A 21,055-nucleotide genomic window follows, 5' to 3' on the forward strand; every position below is an offset into this window, starting at 1 on the left:
CTCAGTAGGACGCGGGCAGTTTCAGGCTGTGCTGCGCCACGAAGTTGAGGATCATTTCGCGGCTGATCGGCGCGGTGCGCATGAGCCGGGCCGGACCCCACAACGTGGCGAGGCCGTACTCGGTGGCCATGCCGTTGCCGCCGTGGGTCTGAATCGCCTGGTCGAGCGCCAGGATGCCCGCCTCGGCTGCGGCATATTTCGCCATGTTCGACGCCTCACCCGACCCCGGATCGCCGGCGTCGTGCAGGGCGGCGGCACGCTGAGTCATCAACCGGGCCAGCTCAACCTGGATCTTGGCGTGGGCGAGCGGGTGCGATACGCCCTGGTGCGAGCCGATCGGCGCTCCCCACACGTGGCGGTTGCGGGCGTAATCGGCGGCTTTATCCAGCGCGTAGCGACCGATGCCGTTGCCGAGCGCCGCCCCCATGATTCGCTCCGGGTTCAGGCCCATGAAGACCTGGCGCAGGCCCTCGTTCTCCGCGCCGATAAGGTTGGCGGCCGGCACGCGGACGTCATCGAAGAATAGAGTGAACTGCTTCTCTGGAGTGACCGCCTGCACCGGGATGAGTGACTTGGTGAGCCCGCGGACATCGGTGGGCACGACGAGCAAGCTGAGTAGTCCGCGACCACTGTCGTTGGTAGACGTTCGGGTGACGACCAGGATCGCTTCGGCTTCGTCGACACCAGAAATGTAGTACTTGGTGCCGTTGATGACCCAGTCGTCGCCGTCGCGTTTCGCGGTCGTGGAGATGTTGTGCGAGTTCGAGCCCGCGTCCGGCTCGGTGATCGCGAATGCCATGATCGTCTCGCCGCTGGCGATGCCCGGCAGCCACTGCTGCTTGAGTTCCTCACTGCCGAATGCCTGGATGATCGTGCCGCAGATGGTCGGCGAGACGACGGTCATCAGCAGCGGGCAGCCCGCCGCGGCGAGCTCCTCACCGACGATCTGCATGTCGTAGATGCCGCCGCCGCCGCCGCCGTACTGCTCGGAAAGGTTCACCCCGAGGAAGCCCTGTTTGCCCACGGCCTGCCACAGCTCGGTGCTTTTCGCGCCGGCCAGCGACTTTTCCAGGTAGTACTCGTGTCCGAAGTCCTTGGCGATCTCGGCGACCGCCTTGCGCAGGTCCTGACGTTCCGCTGTCTCGTGCAATTCCATGACACTCCTCACATCGGTATCGACGCGCCACCGATCGGGAGCGCGCCGGGTTGATTAGAGCTCGGTGGCGTCCGACGCCACTTCACCGCCGTCCACCGCCTCGACCACGGCGAGGACGTCACCGCTCGAGACCTGATGGCCGACCTGGACCGGCAGGGCGTTCAGCACCCCGTCAATCGGGCTCGCGACGGTGTGCTCCATCTTCATCGTCTCCAGGACGACAAGGGTTTGGCCCGCCGAGACCGTCTCGCCCTCGGCGACTGGCAGTCGGACCACCGAACCCGGCATCGGCGCGGTGAGCGACCCGGGCGGGTTCAGAGTGCTCGGGTCGACGAAGCGTGGCGCCAGCCGCAGGGCGGAGTAGCCGGCGACCGAGTCGAGGTGGGCAACATCGCCGTCGAGGACGACATCATAAGTGCGGCGCACCCCGTCGACGCGCAGCACCACCCGCTCGCTACTGCCCTCGACAACCTCGACGTCGGCCAACGGCTCGTCGTCGACCTGCAGGCAGGTCCCTGTCGAACCTAACGTGTACCCGACGCGCACTTCGCGCCCACCCTGGGTCTGCCAGGTTGTGGTCTGCGGCTGCGAAGGGTTGTTGCGCCAGCCGGCGGGCAACGTGGCCTGCAGAGTTGCGACGGCACGCCGCGCGGCCACCCCGGCCACGGTCGCCGCGACGGCGTGCAGGCGCTCGGACTGCGTGTCTGGGAGGGCAGCGCCGAGTTGGGCGACGTCGTGTCGGTCAAGGAACCCAGTGTCGGTGCCCCGCCCGGCGAACTCGTCATGGCGCAGGACGCGAACAAGCAGGTTGCGATTGGTGGTCACGCCGTGAATACGGGCGCCGGCTAGCGCCGCCGAGAGGCTGGCAAGTGCCTCGTCGCGCGTTGGTGCCCACGCGATGACCTTGGCCAGCAGCGAATCGTAGTAATGACTGATGACCGAACCGGCACGAAAACCCGAGTCAACCCGCACGCCGGCAAGCGCCGGGACATCCAAGGTGCGCAGGGTGCCGGTACAGGGCCGGTAGTCATCGGCCGGATCCTCGGCGCACAGACGGGCCTCGACCGCGTGACCGCGAATTCGCGGGTTGTGCATCTCCTCAGGCAGCGGGCGGCCCATGGCTACGAGCAGCTGGGCACGCACCAGGTCGAGGCCGGTGATCAGCTCGGTAACCGGGTGCTCGACCTGCAGCCGGGTGTTCATCTCGAGGAAGGCGAAGGAGTCGGCTTTGCCATCCTGAGCGGCGTCGTAGACGAACTCGACCGTCCCGGCGCCTACGTAGCCGACGGCGCGCGCGGCGGCGATGGCGGCCTCGCTCATCCGAGCGCGCAACGCGTCGTCGACGACCGGTGACGGCGCCTCCTCGATCACCTTCTGGTGTCGACGCTGCACGGAGCACTCGCGCTCGAACAGAGAGACGACGTTTCCGTGCGTGTCGGCCATGATCTGGATCTCGACGTGGCGTGGGCGCTGGACGTAACGCTCGAGGAAGACGGTGCCGTCGGCGAACGCTGCGGCGGCCTCACGCGAAGCGGAGGTGACCGCTTCGTCGAGCTCGTCCGGCGACGCGACAATGCGCATGCCTCGGCCACCGCCGCCAGCGCTGGCCTTGACCAGCACGGGGTAGCCGACGTCGGCGGCCAGCTTCGCCAGCTGCTCGGCCGATAGCCCCGTCGTGTCGCCACCGGGCAGCACAGGCACCCCCGCGTCGGACATCGTCTTCTTGGCCTGCAGCTTCGAGCCCATCGCGTCGATCGCCCCGGGCGGCGGACCGATGAAGACGAGGTCGGCGGCGGCACAGGCGCGCGCGAACCCGGCGTTTTCCGAAAGGAAGCCGTAGCCGGGGTGTACTGCGTCCGCGCCGGTGAGCGAGGCAGCGGCGATGATCCGGTGGATGTCGAGGTAGGTCTCGGCGGCAGACGAGCCGGGAAGGTGCACGGCCTCGTCGGCGTCGGCGACGTGCCACGCGTCGGCGTCGGCGTCGGAATAGACCGCGACGGTGGCGATCCCGAGATCGCGGCAAGTGCGGAACACCCGCAGCGCGATCTCGCCACGGTTGGCGACCAGGACCTTGCGGATCTTGGGCATCGCCATCACATCCGGAACACGCCGTAGCCACGCTGGCCACGGACCTCGCCGTTGTGGATCACCGACAGGCAAAACCCGAGAACGGTCCGCGTATCGCGGGGATCGATGATCCCGTCGTCGTAAAGTCGGCCGCTGTTGGCCAGTGCGACGGATTCGCGCTCGATCTGTTCCTCGACGGCGGCGCGCATCTGGGCGTCGGCCTCCTCGTCGAAGGGCAGCCCGCGGTCGGCGGCGGACTCGCGCGCCACGATGGACAGCACTCCGGCCAGTTGCGCCGGACCCATCACGGCCGACTTCGAGTTAGGCCAAGCGAATAGGAAACGCGGCGAGTACGATCGCCCGCACATGCCGTAGTTCCCGGCACCGTAGGACGCACCCATGGTGATGGTCACGTGGGGGACCGTGCTGTTGGATACGGCGTTGATCATCTTGGCGCCGTCCTTGATGATGCCGCCCTGTTCGTACTCGGCACCGACCATGAAACCGGTGGTGTTCTGCAGGAAGATGAGGGGGGTGTCGATCTGATTTGCCAGTTGGATGAACTGCGAACCTTTCTCGGCCTCCTCACTGAACAGGATGCCCCGTGCGTTTGCGAGGATGCCGACCGGGAAGCCGTGGATCGAGGCCCAGCCGGTGACGAGTGACGTGCCGTAGAGAGGTTTGAACTCGTCGAAGGCCGAGCCGTCGACCACTCGGGCGATGACGTCGCGGGGGTCGAAGGGCACCTTCGGATCGACGGAGGCGATGCCGAGCAGCTGATCGGGGTCGTGCACCGGTGGGTGCGGCGGCGTGGTGGGTCCGGGGCCGTTCTTCCGCCAGTTGAGCCGCGCCATGATGCGACGGCCGATGCGGATCGCATCCTGCTCGTCCTCGGCCATGTAATCGGCCAGCCCCGAGGTGCGGGCGTGCATGTCGGCGCCGCCGAGCGACTCGTCATCGGAGACCTCGCCCGTGGCCATCTTGACCAGCGGCGGACCGCCGAGGAACACCTTGGAACGGTTGCGCACCATCACGACGTAGTCGCACATGCCCGGGACGTACGCACCTCCCGCGGTCGAGTTGCCGAAGACCAAGGCCAGTGTCGGCAGCCCCGCTGCGCTGTGCTGGGTCAAGTCGTGGAACAGCTGTCCGCCGGGCACGAAGATCTCTGCCTGTGTGGGCAGGTCGGCGCCGCCAGATTCGACGATGTTGATGATGGGCAGTCGGTTCTCCCGCGCGATGGCCATGCCGCGGAACACCTTGCGGAAGGTATAAGGGTTCGATGCGCCGCCGCGGACGGTGGGGTCGTGGGCGATGATCATCGACTCGATGCCCTCGACCACGCCGATGCCTACCACCACGCTACCGCCGACGGGGAACTTACTGCCCCAGGCGGCGAAGGGGCATAGTTCGAGGAACGCCGTGTCGGGGTCGAGCATCAGCTCGATGCGCTCGCGGACAAGCAGCTTGCCCCGCTTATGGTGGCGCGCAACGTATTTCGCGCCGCCGCCGCCGTTGACCAGCGCCAGTTGCTCCGCGATGGTGTCGAGTTGCGCGCTCAGTCCTTCGCGGTTCTTGAGATAGCCGGGCGCGGTGTCGTCGACCCGATCGGGCAGGACCTGTACCAAAAGTTTTCCCTCCGGGCGAGCATCGACGTCGATCTGCTAGGCGCTGATGTTAGCCGCAATTAACATCAGGTGACAACCGCGGCAGGCCGGGCGTCAGATTTGTTTCCCGCGCCGCGATTCCGTCGAATCGCGATGGACGAAGCGGTGCGCTGCGCTGCAGATCGAGCGATCGTGTCGGCGGCAACTGAATACTGACCAGAGCGCGGCAACTGAATTTTGACCAGCTTCCTAGAGACCCTGGGTTCGGGTGAGCCAGGGAGGAAGCGAGTGTTGAGCGTGGAGGACTGGGCAGAGATCCGGCGGTTGCGCCGGTCGGAGCAGTTGTCGATTTCTGAGGTGGCGTGGGTGATGGGGGTGGCACGCAACACGGTGAAGTCGGCGTTGGCCTCCGACCGCCCGCCGAAGTATCAGCGCGAGCGGGTGGGGTCGGTGGCTGATGAGGCCGAGCCGCGGATCCGGGAGCTGCTGAGCGCGTATCCACGGCCACGGCGCTGCCGGTGATGACGATGGTATGTGGGTATTCCCGATGGGCATCAGCGTTGTTGATCCCTACCCGCAGTGCCGAAGATCTGTGCCGCCGGTGGTAACACCTTTCGGTACTGGGTGTTGTTCCTCGGGTGTTTGTCTGGGACGGAGAGGGTGCGGTCGGGCGCTGGCGGGCGCGGATGCCCGAGTTGAGCACGGCATGCCAGGCGTTCCGCGGAACGGTGGCGGCCAAGGTGGTGATCTGCAAGCCCGGTGATCCCGAAGCCAAGGGGCTAGTGGAGCGCTTTCACGACTACCTGGAACGGGCATTCCTGCCGGGGCGGGTGTTCACCAGCCCGACGGACTTTAACGCCCAGCTCGGTGAGTGGTTGGTTATCGCCAACCACCGCCAGCATCGAGTGTTGGGGTGCCGACCGGCAGACCGGATCGAGGCCGACAAGGCCGCGATGCTGCCGCTATCGCCGGTGGAACCGACTACCGGGTGGCGGACCCATGCCCGGCTGCCGCGCGATCACTACGTGCGTCTCGACGCCAACGACTACTCGGTGCACCCCGCTGCGGTGGGCCGGCACATCGAGGTCGTCGCCGACCTGGCGCGTGTGCGGGTATGGTGTGCCGGCCGGCTGGTCGCCGATCACGACCGGATCTGGGCCAAGCACCAAACGATCAGCGACCCGGCGCATCTGGCAGCGGCCAAGGCGATGCGCCGCAATCGGTTCGACGTGGTCACCCTGCCCACCCAGGTCGAGGTCCAGCAGCGGCCGTTGACCGACTACGACGCTCTGATCGACATCGACGGGCCGGTGGCGTGATGGCCCCCAAGACTGCGGCCACCCACCGCGATGTGACCGCCGAGCTGGCCTATCTGACCCGAGCGCTCAAGGCGCCCACCTTGCGCGAGGCCGTCGACAGGCTCGCCGAGCGGGCGCGGACTGAGACGTGGAGCTACGAGGAGTTCCTCGCCGCGTGTCTGCAGCGTGAGGTTTCGGCCCGCGAGTCCCACGGCGGTGAAGGCAGAATTCGGGCTGCGCGGTTCCCCTCGCGGAAATCGTTGGAAGAGTTCGACTTCGACCACGCCCGCGGCCTCAAACGCGACCTCATCGCCCATCTGGGCACGCTCGACTTCGTCACCGCACGCGACAACGTGGTGTTCCTGGGTCCGCCAGGGACAGGGAAAACACACTTGGCAATCGGGATCGCGATCCGCGCCTGCCAGGTTGGGCATCGGGTCTTGTTCGCCACCGCCAGCCAGTGGGTCGATCGGCTCGCCGCAGCCCATCACCGAGGCACTCTGCAGGCCGAGCTTGTCCGGCTGGCCCGTTACCCACTGCTGGTCGTCGACGAGGTCGGCTACATCCCCTTCGAGCCCGAAGCGGCCAACCTGTTCTTCCAGCTGGTGTCCTCCCGCTACGAACGGGCCAGCCTCATCGTCACCTCGAACAAGCCATTCGGCCGTTGGGGTGAAGTCTTCGGCGACGACGTCGTCGCCGCCGCCATGATCGACCGCCTCGTCCACCACGCCGAGGTCATCTCACTCAAAGGAGACAGCTACCGCATCAAAGACCGAGACCTCGGCCGCGTCCCCACGGTCACGGCCGACGAACAATGACCCCAGCTGGTCAAAATTCACTTGCCGGCAACTGATCAGTATTCAGTTGCCGTTGACAGATCGAAATAGACTTGCGGGAGCGACGGCACACAGGGCCCTTGCGAGGTCGTATCGAGTTCCTCGTCCGGCGCGTGTGGTCTACGGTCGCGATCTCGGGTGAACGCCAGCAGTGATTGTCAGCGTCGCGCCATGCGCCTCAGCCAACCGAGCCTGCATAACGCCGGGTCGGTCGGAATCTATCGGTTCTCGTCAACTGCGGCCAGCAGCGGAGCGGCCTGATCAGGTGCCTGCCCGAGGGTATACAGCCCGAGACTGCCGAGAAAACCCGCACCGTGCTCGATAAGCATTTCAGTCGAGAGGTTCAGTTGTCCGTCTATCCAGCGACGGAGTATCTCGAACAGGCCCCCGACACCGTAGGTAGCGGCGAGATCTGCGACTTGGAGCACATCGCTGGGTATATCGAGGTGCAAGCGGGCCTCTCTGAGGACCAGCTCCGCAAAATCGGTCATCAGTTCGCTTCGCAGTTGCCGAAGAAGGGGTTCCGCGCCCGATTCGACAAACAGTATGCGGGCCATGCTGGGATCGTTCTCGATCACCTGAACCAGGGCCTTGATCGGAGCGTAAGCGAGTTCTTGAGGCGCAACCGTGTCGTCCGGAATGGCGCTGGTTATCACCGCTTGGAAGGTGGCGGAGATCTTGGCAAATACCGCGCGCAATAGCGCGTCTCGGTCGCGAAACTGCTGGTAGAAGTACCGGCTCGTCACTCCTGACTTCGCACACACGGCGGTCACGGTGCACGCGGCAGCTCCATGGGTGCCCATGATTGAGACTGCGGCATCAATCAACATCACGCGGCGCTGCGCATCGCGTTGAGCTGCGGACAGCCCGCCATAAACACGTGCTGGACTCATGGCCTACAGTCTGGCAGTCTTATCTGACAAGGCATAAAGTCAGATACAACTTCGAGGAAGGACCTCAAATGTCGCAAGATCAAGCCCCGGCCAGGACCCGCGTGCTGCCAAAACCCAGGCGTGTTCGTTTTCCGATGCCGACCTCCACGAAGCGGCAACATTTTGTCGATGGCGACCTGGTGATGAGCCATTTCATCTCGGTGCTTTCTGCGACGTTCCCGGAAGGCGAGGATTTCTTCATCCGCTCGGTCAGGAACTTCCAGAGTTCCATCGACGATCCCCAATTGGAGACAGCGGTCAAGGGTTTCATCGGACAAGAGGCCACACATCGACACCAGCATCGTCTCCTCAACGAGCGACTCCAGGTCATGGGGTATCCGACCGCGCGAATCGACCGTCATGTCGCACGCCTGATCAAGCGATTGGAACGGCGCTTTTCGCCGGAAATGCGACTGTCCATGACCTCCGCGTTGGAGCACTACACCGCTACGTTGGCAGAAATCATTCTTACCAGCGAAGACGCCCAGAAGCTCATCGGACAGACTGAGGTTCGACCGATTCTGCTGTGGCATGCTTTCGAGGAGTCTGAGCACAAAGCGGTTGCCTTCGACGTCTATCGGCTCGTGGGAGGAACCGAGCGCACCCGTGTACGGGGCATGCGGATCGCTTCAGTAATTCTGTTCGGCGAACTCATTCTGCAGACTGCCCTGTCTATGGCCGCTGACAAAGCCTCGTATAACCCGGTCACGTTGGTGCGCAGTCTGTACCGCTTCAGTCGCACCCCGATGTTCACCGCCGATGCGCTGCGGCGATTCCGTTCCTACAACCGCCCGGGTTTCCATCCTGATGATTGGGACAGCGCCGCGGTCCTGGAGCGTTGGAGCAAAGAACTGTTCGACCAAAACGGTTCACAGAGAGTTATCGCTCAGTCGGGATAGCAAAGGTACGGAAGTCCGGCGACGCAGGATGCACCGTTCCTGCGTCGCTCCTTCCGAACAGGGTGTGACGCGCCGGTCGACTCACGGATTCGGTGCTCGGTAGCCGGAGAGACGGCGGTCGGACCCGCAAATGCCGTTCGCAGCGATCGCCACGGGGCTGGCGGGCCCTGTTGTGAGCCTCGATCAGTCGTTGACGATATAGCGTTGAGCCAGGGTTTCAGCAAGTCTGCTGGTGTGCGCGACCACTTCCTTCTCGGTCACCGCGAGCAAACCCGAGTGCCAGGCGGTGATGACTTCGACGAACCCCCCGACAGCGATCAAAGTGTCCATGCGAAGGGCCATCTCGTCGGCATCTTGTCGGAGGTGTGGCCGGCTTGCGTCAACGACCAACTGCGTTGCTTCCTGGAGCGCCACGGCGCGGCGGTCTTGCAGCGGTGAGCTACCTACGTGCTGAGCGAGGAGGATGTGTGCTCGGCCGGGATCGCGTGCGATCCCATCGACCACGATGGTGATCGCTGCGGTGATGGTTTCGATCGGCGGCCGATCCGCCCGTGCGTCGAACAGCGAGGAAACTTCTCCCAGCATGTCGTTGCGGACGCCATCCCACGCGGCAACGAGCAGCTCATCGCGCGTCTTGAAGTCCTCGTAGAAGTATCGATCGTTGAGCCCTGTGCGGGCGCATACTCCGCGCATAGTGACCGCGGCCCAACCGCTCTCACTCCAAATCTCGGTTGCGGCCTCGATCAATTGCTGCCGTCGTTCTGCGCGACGCTCGGCCCCGGTCCGACCACCCCAGCGCTTATTTCTCGACCGCACCTCTCCATCTTGACAAAGCGCTCGGTCCACGACAAAACTGGTGGCATGCGACACCAATGGTGGCTGGTGCCCCCAGATGAGACTTCCCCCACAGCAGACGTCAATGTCGCGACCCGAAAGGCAGACGAATGAGATTGCTGCCATTCGGCGGCGCACCAGGCAGAACGCACCGAGCCGATGCAGTCGTTACGGGCGCAGGAAGCGGTATCGGCCGCGCATTCGCCGTTGAGCTTGCACGCCGAGGCGGACGCGTGGTGTGCGCCGACAGAGATCCCGTCACCGCAAAAGAGTCGGCAGAGTTGGTGAGGCAGGCTGGCGGCGAGGGCTTCGACATCGCATGCGACGTCGCCGATCTTGAGCAGATCCGCAACCTCGCTGATGTGAGCGAAGACTGGTTCGGGAAGGCAGCGAGCCTCGTCATCAACAACGCCGGAATCGGTGCAGGCGGCAATCGCATCGGCGCGACGTCAATCGAGGACTGGAAAGCGGCGATTTCTGTCAACCTCTGGGGCGTTATCTACGGCTGCGAGACTTTTGTGCCTCGGCTCCGGAGCAATGGGCATGGCGGAGTCATCAATGTGGCGTCCGCAGCGAGCTTCGGCTCGGCCCCTCGGATGGCGGCATACAACGTCAGCAAGGCCGGAGTGCTCGCTCTATCGGAGACACTGGCGGCCGAACTGAGCGGTACTGACGTCAACGTCACAGTGCTTTGCCCCACCTTCGTGAAGACGAACATCGCCAATAATCCTCAAATCGACGAGGCGGCTGCACGACTCGCGACCAACCTGATGAAATGGACCGGCATTTCGCCCCAGCACGTTGCTCGAACGACGTTGAACGCGCACGATCGCGGACAAATTTATGTAGTACCCCAACTCGATGCCAAAGTCTTGTGGCAACTCAAGAGAGCCCTACCCGGTCCCTTTACACGCACGCTGGGCCTCGTGGAGCGCATGGCCTCATGGAACGATTCAGCCGAGTAGAGGAGCAGGGAAAATGGCTTTCGCATACAGCGACATGCTCGAGACAATCAAAAACAAGCAATGGGCTCTCGCCGATATCGATTGGGACGCCCCTGGCGCGGAACTGATCACCGATGAACAGCGTCCCACACTCAAGCAATTCATGTCCGACGTGGTGTGGATTGAGCATGTTGGAGCACGTGCCTTCGCCGCGATGGCTCCGAAGGCGCCATTCGAAGCGCTCGGAGACATTTACCGTTACTTTCACGCCGAGGAGCAGCGTCACGCCAATGCCGAACTTGCCCTGATGCGTCGCTGGGGCATGCTCGAGGAAGACGAGAAACCGGTCCCGAACAAGAATATCCGGCTGGTCATCGAATGGCTGGACCGTTATGCCGAAGCCCTTCCCCTGACCGTCATCGGGGCCGCGATCCCGGCACTGGAGACTGCGCTCGACGGAGCACTGCTGAAGTTTCTCCTCGATGAGGTTGACGACCCTGTGTGCGGGGAGGTGTTCAACAAGGTCAACAGCGACGAATCGCGGCATCTCGCGGTTGGCTTCCAAGTCTTGAATGACCTGGGCGCCAGCCCCATGCGAATCCACGCCATTCAAACTGCGGGTGCTCTGGTCGACCCGCGCATTCTCACCGGCGCGTTGCTGTATATCCCGCTCCTGACGCGCATGTTGATGAATCTCAACGCTATGGGTCTGTCCGAGGAGAAGTTATACAATGCAGTGACGCGGTATGCCAATGTCGGCGATCGGAGTGAGCACACGCGGAGGGTGCCCGGCTATCACATCTTGAAGGCGCACATGTCGTCTTCCATCAAGCGGTCCCAGCCTCTGCACTTCGTGTCTCAGCGCCTTGGCAATGCGATCGATGTCTTCCCTGTTCAGATTTTCGGCCGGCCCCCATCATGGACGGACGAACTGACCTACGAACCGGTGGCCAAATGACAGGCACCACCACGACGTTGATCGTCGGCGCCGGGTTCGCAGGTATCGGTACGGCGATCAGACTGCTTCAAGAGGGTACAGATGACTTCGTCATTCTGGAACGGTCAAATCGCGTCGGAGGCACCTGGCGAGACAATACTTATCCCGGTGCGGCCTGCGATATTCCCTCGCTTCTCTACTCCTACTCGTTCGAGCCGAATCCGGGCTGGACTCATACCTACTCGGGGAGCGCTGAGATCCTCGAATATATCGACACGATCGTCACCAAGTACGACCTTGCCCGGTTCATCCAGTTCGATACCGATGTAACCGCCTTGGAATTCGATGAGGGTGCCGGCATCTGGGTGGCCGACACGGCTGACGGAACGCGTTATCAAGCTCGTTCAGTCGTGATGGCCAGTGGACCACTTGCCGACGCCAGCTTTCCGGATATTCGGGGTATTGACTCGTACGAGGGAAAGAAGATCCACAGCGCTCGATGGGACCAGGGCTACGATCTCGGCGATAAGAGGGTTGCAGTCATTGGGACAGGCGCGAGCGCGGTGCAGATCATTCCTGAGCTCGTGAAGTCGGCTGCGTCGGTCAAAGTCTTCCAAAGAACGCCCGGCTGGGTGTTGCCCAGGGTGAACCTCAAGCATCCGGCTTGGGCGCGTTCGACCTTCAAACAATTGCCGGTGAGCGAACAGGCGCTCCGTTACGCCTGGTTCTGGGCTCACGAAGTGATGGCAGTGGGTATGGTCTGGAACACCGCTGCGACGTCAGCGATACAACTGGCGGCGAAGGCTCATCTCCGTCGGCAGGTGAAAGACCCCTGGTTGAGACGTCAGTTGACGCCCCATTTCAGACCTGGCTGCAAACGTATGCTCATGACCAGCGATTATTACCCTGCGCTACAGTCGGATAACTGTAAGCTGATCAGCTGGCCCATCGCCACACTGTCACCCAACGGTGTTCGAACCGCCGACGGTGTCGAGCACGAGGTGGACTGCATCGTTTTTGCCACCGGCTTCGATGTGTGCAAACGTGGCACCCCGTTCCCGATTAGCGGCCTCGGTGGTCGGAAGCTTGGGGACGAATGGTCTCAGGGGAGATACGCCTTCAAGAGCGTGAGCGTGGCCGGCTATCCGAACTTGTTCTTCACTTTCGGACCGAATTCCGGGCCAGGCCACAACTCGGCGCTCGTATATATGGAGGCAGCAATTGACTACATAGTCAAGGCGATCAAACTCCTTCAGCAAAATGACATCGGTACTTTGGATGTGAGGGAGGATCGCCAGGGCCGCTATCACTCCGAAATTCAGCGCCGCCTTCGACGAACGACATGGAATTCGGGGTGCAGCAGTTGGTATCTGACCGAGGACGGCTACAACGGCACGATGTACCCGGGTTTCGCGACCCAGTTTATGAGAGAACTTTCCCGCTTGGATCCTCGTGATTATGTGATCACCCGGCGCGATGATACACACCTCCGGCTGACGCAATAACTCTGAATCTGAACTGAGAAGGCTGACCGTCAGAACGGTGAAATTGAGCAATGGATCGTAAGTTTGACCCAGATCACGAAATTATCATCATTGGAGCTGGATTTTCTGGCATCGGTTGCGGCATTAGTTTACTAAAGGCGGGTTTTACCGATTTTTTGATGGTTGACGACGCCGACGGCGTCGGAGGTACGTGGCACTGGAACACCTATCCCGGTATCGCTGTCGACATACCGTCGTATAGTTATCAATTTTCATATGAAATGCGCCCCGACTGGTCGCGTACATACGCCCACGGCAACGAGCTCAAAGGCTATGCGGAGCAATGCGTTGAAAAGTACAAGCTTGGAGACCATATTCGTTTCAATACAACCATCACCGCAGCTTGCTTTGACGAAAATGCAACATTTTGGCGTCTGACGACCGCAAAAGGTGAGGAGATCACCGCACGCTTCGTGGTCAATTGCTCCGGCGTTCTCAGTCGGCCGAAATGGCCTGAAATCCAGGGTGTGCGAGATTTCGCCGGCGTCACTCTGCATACGGCTAGGTGGGACGACTCCGAAGATCTCAGCGGGAAGAGGGTTGCTGTAATCGGTACTGGTGCGTCAGCCGTGCAACTGATACCCGAAATCGCAAAAAAAGCAGAGAGTCTGACGGTCTTTCAGCGAACTCCAATTTATTGTTTGCCGAAGCCAGACTTCCCCATACCGACGTGGGCTGGAAGGCTTCTACATTTCCTGCCAGGGGCGCAATTGGCGACCCGGACCGCGAGCCAGGCGTTCGTAGAAATCACTTTCCCAATCGCCGCTCACTTTCATACGGTGATACCGTTCGCCGATGTCATGGAGAGCGCCGCAAAGCGGTACATGCGGCGTGAAGTCCATGACCCGACGACGAGAGAACAACTCATTCCGCGCTACTCGTTGGGCTGTAAACGACCCAGCTTCCACAATTCCTATCTCGCAACGTACAACCGGTCCAACGTTTCGCTCGAGACGAGCGGCATAACCCATATCGACCATGCATCCGTCCATTCTCGAGACGGCAAAGCTCATCCCATTGACGTCTTGATCCTGGCCACCGGCTTCAAAGTGATGGAGTCGGGCAACATGCCAACGTACGTGTTGAAGGGACGCGGCGGGCTGGAGCAGGCCACATGGTGGGACGAGCATCGACTGCAGGCCTTCGAAGGGGTCAGTGTCCCCGGATTCCCCAATCATTTCAACATCTTCGGTCCCTACGGCTACAACGGTTCCTCCTACTTCACGCTGATCGAGGCGCAGAGTCGGCACATCGTCCGCTGTCTTCGTCGTGCGCGGGCACTGGGTGCGAACCTCGTCGAGGTTAAGAAGGAGGCGAATGACCGTTACTTCGCCGAAGTGCTGAGTCGTCGTCACAGGCAGGTTTTCTGGCAGCCGAGCTGTTCCGGTGCCAATAGTTACTACTTCGACAAGCACGGCGACGTTCCACTGCGTCCCTCAACGACTTTTGAGACGTATTGGCGAAGCTGCACCTTTCGCCTCTCGGATTACCAATTCGAGAATCGGGCCGAGGTAGTGGGTGCCCGATGACCAGGATGGATGCCCCCGACTGGCAGCCCAGTCTTGCCAGTCATCTCGTCGCGATGTCCTCGCGAACCACGCTGCGGCCACTGGCGCAGCTGATGCCATCAAACGCCTACGGACTTGCGGTGATGGATCGCGTGCTCCGAACAGCGCTCGTAGCCTCACGGCCTCGGCGCGGCGTCACAGTGCGCAAGGTTGACACTGTATTCGCCGGAGGCCCGGTTCGTGGGGACTGGATCACCACGCCTGCCATTAATCCGCATGCCAACCCTTTGCTGTACATCCACGGCGGCGCCTATTCTATGTGCTCGCCGGAGACGCACCGCGGTCTTCTCGGTGAACTCGCCTCGGCGAGCGGGCGCCCCATCTTCGCAGTGAAGTATCGTCTTGCCCCGCGGTATCCCTATCCCGCAGCCGCGGACGATGCGCTGAATGCGTATCGCTGGCTTACCAGCGGAGGGTCCCCGGGTTCTTGTCAGCGCACCGTCGCGGTTGCCGGAGATTCAGCGGGCGGGCAGCTCACGATGGCCACGGCCTTGGGCGCACGTGCAGTTGGATTGCCGCTCCCTGATGCGATGCTGCTGATGTCTCCCGTCCTGGATCTCAGGTGCGAACTTGCCAGAGCGCGTGAACTTCGCCGCCGGGATCCTTTTGCCTCCGCTCAATCAGCGGCGCGCGCTCTTGACCTCTACGTAGGTGGCGCAGATCGCGGAGATCCGCGCCTGAGCGTGCTTGACGCGGACCTCACCTCGATGCCGCCGATCCTCATTCAGGTGGGCGGGAGAGAAATGTTGATCGATGACTCGCGCCGTCTCGCCGAGCGACTTCAATCAGCTGGATCCCACGTCGAGATCCAGGTCTACCGGGGACAGATCCATGTATTCCAGGCTATGTTCCGGATTCTTCCCGAAGCCCGAGACGCGATTCATCGAGCGGGACGCTTCCTTGAAGCCTCGGGAGTCAGGTGAAAGTGTCCGAACAGGCAATGCTCCTACACCTACACCACCTCCACCGCCGCAGCGTGAAGTCAGTCGTCTCTGCCTCATGAGCAGCAACTTCGCGACGGCCTGTCGCGCATACGATCCGTCGATCGTGATCATCGGGGCCGGCTTCGCCGGGGTTGCGATGGCCCACCGGCTGAAGAAGGACGGGTTCACGAACTTCACGATCCTGGAAAAGGCTGCAGACATCGGGGGTGTTTGGCGTGACAACACCTATCCGGGAGCGGCCTGCGACGTGCCGTCAGCGTTGTACTCACTCTCGTACAAGCCCAATCCTCGTTGGTCACGGCGATATGCCGAGCAACCCGAGATACTCAAGTACCTCCAACAACTCGTGGAGAGTGGCGGACTGGCCGCGCATCTGCGTACCCAGACCGAAGTTGTCGCAATGACCTTCGATGACCAGCTCGGGCGTTGGACCCTGGTTACGAACTCGAACGAGACAATAACCTGCGATGTCGTCGTCTCGGCCGTGGGTCAGCTCTCCTTGCCCCACGTACCCGTTATTGCCGACGCAGACACCTTCCAGGGGCCGCGCTTTCATTCGGCGCGTTGGGACCGATCGGTTTCGCTTCGCGGCAAGCAAGTAGCCGTCATCGGCACAGGAGCTAGTGCCATCCAATTCGTGCCACACATCGCCCAGGAGGCGGAGCATGTCACGCTATATCAGCGCACGGCTCCGTGGATCTTGCCGAAGTGGGACAGCAGGTATGGAGTCGTTCACCGCTGGGTGATCGGATTATTGCCGATGGCGCTGCGCCTCGAGCGTTTCGCGGTATGGCTAATTTTCGAGTTGCTCGCTGTGACGCTAGTCGACGCGAAGCCCCTCTCACGCGTCCTCGGTGCGATCGCGCGCCGCCACCTACATCGGCAGGTTGCTAGCCCATCTTTGCGCGAGCAATTGATGCCTTCGGACGCGCCAGGGTGCAAGCGAGTGCTGTTCTCGAATGATTACTATCCAGCAATCGCGAGTGATCGCGTGTCGTTGGTGCCGAAGGCTATCGCAGAGCTCTGCGACAACGGTGTCAAGACCGTGGATGGAGAGTTTCGTCCTGCAGATGTCGTGATCTACGGAACCGGGTTTCGCGCCACCGATTTTCTCGCCCCGATGTCCGTGCGCGGCTCTCGCGGAGTCTCCTTGGCCGAGGTGTGGAAGACCCAGGCGTACGCATATCTGGGCATCACTGTCCCCATGTTCCCGAACCTGTTCCTGCTTTACGGTCCCAACACCAATGTGGGCTCGGGGTCGATCCTCTACATGATCGAGTCACAAGTCCGTCACATCGCAACGCTCATCAAAGCCGTGGCTGCTCATCCGGGTCATGCGATCGATGTCAGGACGGAGAGCGCGCAACGCTACAACACGCGCTTGAGAAGGCGACTACGGAGGTCGGTGTGGGCGCTGTGTACGAGCTGGTATCGAACCTCGAGCGGGGAAATCCCGACGAACTGGCCGGGGCCTACCTTGGTTTATCGACTCCTCACGCGGAAGCTGCGCGGCGGCGATTACGTCTTGAGAAGGGTCGGGCGTCTAAAGGTCGGAGGCCCCGCTGCACCGAGTCTGCCGGGTCCTGGGCCGGCCATGGGTGCGAGACGCGCACTTAACTCCTAGCCCAATATTGTCCAGATATTGACATCTAGCGCGCTTATGTAAAGACTAGCGATGACACGGTCAGAGCGGCTCAGCGTCCAGGAGGAACCATGACGAATCACCGTCTCGCACCCGCCCACCACGTGAAGGAGCGGTTGTCCTCTGTGATCATGGTGCCTGCGCCTCACGCCGTCGACGACAGATGGCGTCGATGGAGCCGGGACTGGCCGGTTCGTGAACTGGCACCGGCACCCGCGGGCAGTGGATTGAAAGCCGTCCGGGGGGATGCCGGACTGCCCTTCGTGGGTCACACGCTCGACTACATCCGATTCGGCTCGGATTTCAGTCGAGAGCGCTACGACCGTCTGGGTTCGGTGTCGTGGATGGGCGCGTTCGGCACCAAGATGGTGGTCATCGCCGGCCCGGACGCCACTCGAGAGGCGTTCACGAGCGAAGCGAAGGCATTCTCTCAGGATGGCTGGTCTTTCCTGATCGACGCCTTCTTCCATCGCGGTTTGATGCTCATGAGCTTCGACGAGCACTTGATGCACCGGCGCATCATGCAGGAGGCGTTTACGCGTCCGCGCCTGACCGGATACGTCGAACAGGTAACCCCATGCGTTCGCTCGGCAGTGCCTGCGTGGCCGGTGGGCCCGTCGGTTCGTATCTACCCACTGTTGAAGGAACTCACCCTCGACATAGCTACCGACGTCTTCATGGGCGGCCGTGGCAAGGACGAGAGCGATGCCGTCAACAAGGCGTTCGTCGCTACCGTCCGGGCGGCGAGTTCCCTTGTGCGTGTTCCGCTTCCGGGAACCAGATTCCGCGCTGGTGTGCAAGGGCGGCGCGTCTTGGAGGACTACTTCTTCCGGCATCTGCCGGCCGCGCGAGCCGGTGAAACGGAGGATCTGTTCGCTGCTCTCTGTCAAGCCACCACCGAAGACGGGGAGCGGTTTTCCGACGAGGATGTGGTGAATCACATGATCTTCTTGATGATGGCGGCCCACGACACATCGACGATCACCACCACAGCGGTCACCTATTTCCTTGCCAAGTATCCGCAGTGGCAGGAGGCAGCGGCTGCGGAAGCCGATGCCGTCGGTGACGGGTTGCCGGACATCGATGCCCTGGAGAAGATGACGGTCATCGACCTCGTGATCAAGGAAGCGCTCAGACTGCTTGCACCTGTTCCGCTGGTGATGCGCAAGACGGTTCGAGATGTCGCCATCGACGGATATCACATCCCCGCGAACATTTTGTGCGCCATAACGCCTGCCGTGAATCACTTCGATCGAACGATCTGGAGTGATCCGGAGCGGTTCGATCCCTCACGTTTCGACGAGCCTCGGCGCGAAGATCAACACCACCGATTCGCCTGGGTTCCGTTCGGAGGTGGAGCGCACAAGTGCATCGGCATGCAATTCGGGACGCTCGAGGTCAAGGCGATCCTGCACAGGATGCTGCGTTCGTTCACCTGGACGGTTCCGGAGAACTATCACGTCCGATGGGACAACACTTCGCTGCCCATTCCGGTGGACGGACTTCCGTTGGAAATGAAGCGCCGATGACCATTGACCACAGGCCCTACCTCGAACCCACGGAGTTCCTTGACTGGCAACAAGATTCGGTACGTGACTTCGTGTCATCGGCGATCCGTGGTGCCTGCGGCGACACCGAGAAGGCCATCGGCATCTTCACCGCGGTCCGCGACTCCATTTGGTACGACCCCTACACGGTGACCGATAACCCGCACGCCTATCGCGCCAGCACCGTCGCAACCGCAGAACGCGCCTACTGCGTTCCGAAGGCCGTGCTCTTGACTGCAGCGTGCCGAGCGGCGGGCATCCCGGCCCGGCTGGGGTTCGCCGACGTCCGAAACCACCTCCAGACCAAGACATTGCGCGAGCGGATGGGTGGTACCGACGTTTTCGTCTACCACGGTTACAGTCTCATGTTTCTCAACGGTGCGTGGGTAAAGGCGACCCCGGCGTTCAATCGCGAGCTGTGCGCACGTTTCGGTGTCTCGCCGATCGAATTCGACGGCCGTAGCGACGCGCTGCTCCATGGTTTCACCGGTGACGGCACCCAGCACATGGAGTATCTGCGCGACCGGGGAGCCTACGACGATCTACCCCTGGCAGACATCCTGCAAGCACTGAGAACGTATTACGGCACATTCATCGACCAGCCGAACTGTCGTCCCGACCTCTTCGCCTGAAAGGGCACTACGCGATGCAAAGCACGATGCAAGATGTTCCGCTCACGGTTTCGGCGATCGTTCAGCATGCGGCAGCCATACACGGTGACAGCGAGGTTGTCACTCCGACCGGAAATGGATATCGGAGAACGCTTTACCGCATTGTGCTGGCGCGAGTGGCTCGCCTTGCCAATGCGCTGCGCAGCCTTGGCATCACGGCGGACCAACGCGTGGCCACCTTCCAGTGGAGCAACCAGGAACATTTGGAGGCCTACTGTGCGGTTCCCTCCATGGGTGCGGTGCTGCACACTCTGAACATTCGTTTGGCTCCGGAGCAACTCGCGTACATCGCCAACCACGCGAGTGATCAGATTGTGCTAGTAGATGCTTCGGTTGCGCCGTTGTTGGCTTGCGCGCTCCCGGCGATGGCGTCGGTGCACACCGTCATCGCGACCGGGGAGGGCGACCTTGCCCCGCTACAGGGATGCGGGAAGACCGTTCTGCGTTACGAGGAAGTGCTTGCCGGCCAGGAAGAGTCATTTGACTGGCCTCGGCTCGACGAGCTGTCCGCCGCGGCCATGTGTTATACGAGCGGTACCACCGGGGATCCCAAAGGGGTCGTCTACAGTCACCGTTCGACGTACCTTCACTCCCTGACCGCCTGCACGGCTAACGCGTTGTCAGTTAGCGAGGCCGACCGTGTGCTGGCCATCGTCCCGATGTTTCACGCCAATGCGTGGGGGCTTATCTACGCAGCGTTGATGTCCGGTGCGGATCTGGTGCTGCCTGACCGGTATCTCCAAGCCGAACCGTTGGTGTCGATCATCGAAGACACCAGGCCGACCGTGGCCGGTGCAGTGCCGACGATCTGGAACGATGTCGACCGATATTTGGATTCGCACCCTGAGCGGGACATTTCTTCGTTACGGCTGGTCGCGTGCGGGGGGTCTGCTGTTCCGCTTTCGTTGATGCGGGCGTTCGAAGAGAAGTACGACGTGCCCATTGTGCAGGCATGGGGTATGACCGAAACCTCTCCGTTGGCTACCGTTGCACGTCCGGCTCGCGGAGCCGACGAGACGCGGCGCTGGGAGATGCGCGCAAGCCAGGGCCGGCCGATCTGCGGTGTCGAAATCCGGTTGCGGGACGACGACGGGAAAGACGTGCCGTGGGACGGTCGGTCAGTTGGGGAAATTCAGGCGCGCGGTCCCTGGATCACCGGTTCCTATTTCGGAGACAACGATACGGAGAAGTTCGATGAAGGATGGCTGCGTACCGGTGATGTGGGCAGGATCGACCCCCAGGGCTATCTGACACTGACCGACCGCTCGAAAGACGTCATCAAGTCAGGTGGCGAGTGGATCTCCTCGGTAGAGCTGGAAAACACGCTGATCGGGCACCCTGCCGTGTACGAAGCGGCGGTAGTCGGCGTCGCGGACGATAAATGGCAGGAAAGGCCGTTGGCGCTTGTCGTTGTCCACCCCGGAACCGACGTTGACATTGACCAACTCCGATCGTTCCTTGCGGACAAAGTCGCCAAATGGTGGATTCCCGAGCGATGGAGCTTCGTGTCCGATATTCCGAGGACGAGCGTCGGAAAGTACGACAAAAAGGCCATCCGTGCCCGCCACTCTGCCGGCGAATACCTCATCGAAATCGAAACGTCATAACGTCAAATCCCAGGAATTCCAA

General features: G+C 62.0%; 16 protein-coding genes and 1 pseudogene. 12 read left to right on the forward strand and 5 right to left on the reverse strand.

Annotation, left to right across the window (positions count from 1 at the left end):
• Position 1: 1 nt before the first annotated feature.
• Genes K6L26_RS13870 through K6L26_RS13880 form a run of 3 tightly spaced genes read right to left on the reverse strand, consistent with a single transcriptional unit; the run spans position 2 to position 4,851 of the window.
• Positions 2–1,156: an acyl-CoA dehydrogenase family protein gene (locus tag K6L26_RS13870; protein WP_005061035.1), complete on the reverse strand. Its 1,155-nt coding sequence runs from the start codon at positions 1,154–1,156 to the stop codon at positions 2–4.
• Between the two features lie 54 nt (positions 1,157–1,210).
• On the reverse strand, positions 1,211–3,244 hold the full coding sequence (locus K6L26_RS13875) for an ATP-binding protein (RefSeq protein WP_005061037.1): 2,034 nt from the start codon (positions 3,242–3,244) through the stop codon (positions 1,211–1,213).
• A gap of 5 nt (positions 3,245–3,249) precedes the next feature.
• Positions 3,250–4,851, reverse strand: a complete 1,602-nt coding sequence (locus tag K6L26_RS13880) for an acyl-CoA carboxylase subunit beta (protein ID WP_005061040.1) — start codon at positions 4,849–4,851, stop codon at positions 3,250–3,252.
• Between the two features lie 267 nt (positions 4,852–5,118).
• On the opposite strand from K6L26_RS13880, the pseudogene K6L26_RS13885 reads away from it, so the two are divergent.
• Positions 5,119–6,149 (forward strand): annotated as a pseudogene (locus K6L26_RS13885) (Mu transposase domain-containing protein).
• Entirely contained in the window at positions 6,149–6,946 is a 798-nt protein-coding gene (gene istB / locus K6L26_RS13890; RefSeq protein ID WP_005061049.1) for an IS21-like element helper ATPase IstB, read from the forward strand. Before K6L26_RS13885 ends, istB begins: the two are co-directional and overlap by 1 nt.
• Positions 6,947–7,182: 236 nt before the next feature.
• Here istB and K6L26_RS13895 read toward each other — a convergent pair whose 3' ends face one another.
• A complete protein-coding gene (locus tag K6L26_RS13895; RefSeq protein WP_005127976.1) occupies positions 7,183–7,857 on the reverse strand; it encodes a TetR/AcrR family transcriptional regulator in 675 nt (224 codons plus the stop codon).
• Between the two features lie 68 nt (positions 7,858–7,925).
• Between K6L26_RS13895 and K6L26_RS13900 the strand changes: the two genes are divergently transcribed.
• Entirely contained in the window at positions 7,926–8,795 is an 870-nt protein-coding gene (locus tag K6L26_RS13900) for a metal-dependent hydrolase (RefSeq protein WP_005061053.1), read from the forward strand.
• A 183-nt stretch (positions 8,796–8,978) separates the two neighbouring features.
• Here K6L26_RS13900 and K6L26_RS13905 read toward each other — a convergent pair whose 3' ends face one another.
• Complete coding sequence (locus tag K6L26_RS13905; protein WP_074351690.1) at positions 8,979–9,611, reverse strand: TetR/AcrR family transcriptional regulator; 633 nt, start codon at positions 9,609–9,611, stop codon at positions 8,979–8,981.
• 128 nt (positions 9,612–9,739) lie between these two features.
• Here K6L26_RS13905 and K6L26_RS13910 point away from each other — a divergent pair, with 128 nt between their 5' ends.
• The 9 genes from K6L26_RS13910 to K6L26_RS13950 all read left to right on the forward strand — a co-directional run bounded on the left by K6L26_RS13910 (position 9,740) and on the right by K6L26_RS13950 (position 21,033).
• Positions 9,740–10,594, forward strand: coding sequence for an SDR family NAD(P)-dependent oxidoreductase (locus tag K6L26_RS13910; protein WP_005061057.1), 855 nt, complete (start codon positions 9,740–9,742; stop codon positions 10,592–10,594).
• Positions 10,595–10,607: 13 nt separating this feature from the next.
• Positions 10,608–11,531: a hypothetical protein gene (locus tag K6L26_RS13915; protein ID WP_005061060.1), complete on the forward strand. Its 924-nt coding sequence runs from the start codon at positions 10,608–10,610 to the stop codon at positions 11,529–11,531.
• Positions 11,528–13,015: a flavin-containing monooxygenase gene (locus K6L26_RS13920; protein ID WP_005061062.1), complete on the forward strand. Its 1,488-nt coding sequence runs from the start codon at positions 11,528–11,530 to the stop codon at positions 13,013–13,015. Before K6L26_RS13915 ends, K6L26_RS13920 begins: the two co-directional genes overlap by 4 nt.
• Positions 13,016–13,065: 50 nt before the next feature.
• Positions 13,066–14,583 (forward strand): flavin-containing monooxygenase, encoded by a 1,518-nt coding sequence (locus tag K6L26_RS13925; protein WP_005061064.1) that lies wholly within the window; start codon positions 13,066–13,068, stop codon positions 14,581–14,583.
• Positions 14,580–15,545: an alpha/beta hydrolase gene (locus K6L26_RS13930; protein ID WP_005061066.1), complete on the forward strand. Its 966-nt coding sequence runs from the start codon at positions 14,580–14,582 to the stop codon at positions 15,543–15,545. The genes K6L26_RS13925 and K6L26_RS13930 overlap by 4 nt, the downstream gene beginning before the upstream one ends.
• A 76-nt stretch (positions 15,546–15,621) precedes the next feature.
• Positions 15,622–17,190: a flavin-containing monooxygenase gene (locus tag K6L26_RS13935; RefSeq protein WP_064897375.1), complete on the forward strand. Its 1,569-nt coding sequence runs from the start codon at positions 15,622–15,624 to the stop codon at positions 17,188–17,190.
• An 89-nt stretch (positions 17,191–17,279) separates the two neighbouring features.
• Complete coding sequence (locus K6L26_RS13940; protein ID WP_014805691.1) at positions 17,280–18,737, forward strand: cytochrome P450; 1,458 nt, start codon at positions 17,280–17,282, stop codon at positions 18,735–18,737.
• Positions 18,734–19,387 (forward strand): transglutaminase-like domain-containing protein, encoded by a 654-nt coding sequence (locus K6L26_RS13945; RefSeq protein WP_014805690.1) that lies wholly within the window; start codon positions 18,734–18,736, stop codon positions 19,385–19,387. Before K6L26_RS13940 ends, K6L26_RS13945 begins: the two co-directional genes overlap by 4 nt.
• Before the next feature lie 26 nt (positions 19,388–19,413).
• Positions 19,414–21,033 (forward strand): fatty acid--CoA ligase, encoded by a 1,620-nt coding sequence (locus tag K6L26_RS13950; protein ID WP_109748920.1) that lies wholly within the window; start codon positions 19,414–19,416, stop codon positions 21,031–21,033.
• Positions 21,034–21,055 lie beyond the last annotated feature (22 nt).

It is taken from the genome of Mycobacterium farcinogenes (assembly GCF_019739075.1).
Classification (GTDB): Bacteria; Actinomycetota; Actinomycetes; order Mycobacteriales; family Mycobacteriaceae; genus Mycobacterium; species Mycobacterium senegalense.

Coding starts and splice junctions, on each gene's coding strand:
- K6L26_RS13870 (WP_005061035.1), bottom strand. CDS start 1,156: ATGGAATTGCACGAGACAGCGGAACGTCAGGACCTGCGCAAGGCGGTC.
- K6L26_RS13875 (WP_005061037.1), bottom strand. CDS start 3,244: ATGCCCAAGATCCGCAAGGTCCTGGTCGCCAACCGTGGCGAGATCGCG.
- istB (WP_005061049.1), top strand. CDS start 6,149: ATGGCCCCCAAGACTGCGGCCACCCACCGCGATGTGACCGCCGAGCTG.
- K6L26_RS13895 (WP_005127976.1), bottom strand. CDS start 7,857: ATGAGTCCAGCACGTGTTTATGGCGGGCTGTCCGCAGCTCAACGCGAT.
- K6L26_RS13900 (WP_005061053.1), top strand. CDS start 7,926: ATGTCGCAAGATCAAGCCCCGGCCAGGACCCGCGTGCTGCCAAAACCC.
- K6L26_RS13910 (WP_005061057.1), top strand. CDS start 9,740: ATGAGATTGCTGCCATTCGGCGGCGCACCAGGCAGAACGCACCGAGCC.
- K6L26_RS13915 (WP_005061060.1), top strand. CDS start 10,608: ATGGCTTTCGCATACAGCGACATGCTCGAGACAATCAAAAACAAGCAA.
- K6L26_RS13920 (WP_005061062.1), top strand. CDS start 11,528: ATGACAGGCACCACCACGACGTTGATCGTCGGCGCCGGGTTCGCAGGT.
- K6L26_RS13925 (WP_005061064.1), top strand. CDS start 13,066: ATGGATCGTAAGTTTGACCCAGATCACGAAATTATCATCATTGGAGCT.
- K6L26_RS13930 (WP_005061066.1), top strand. CDS start 14,580: ATGACCAGGATGGATGCCCCCGACTGGCAGCCCAGTCTTGCCAGTCAT.
- K6L26_RS13935 (WP_064897375.1), top strand. CDS start 15,622: ATGAGCAGCAACTTCGCGACGGCCTGTCGCGCATACGATCCGTCGATC.
- K6L26_RS13940 (WP_014805691.1), top strand. CDS start 17,280: ATGACGAATCACCGTCTCGCACCCGCCCACCACGTGAAGGAGCGGTTG.
- K6L26_RS13945 (WP_014805690.1), top strand. CDS start 18,734: ATGACCATTGACCACAGGCCCTACCTCGAACCCACGGAGTTCCTTGAC.
- K6L26_RS13950 (WP_109748920.1), top strand. CDS start 19,414: ATGCAAGATGTTCCGCTCACGGTTTCGGCGATCGTTCAGCATGCGGCA.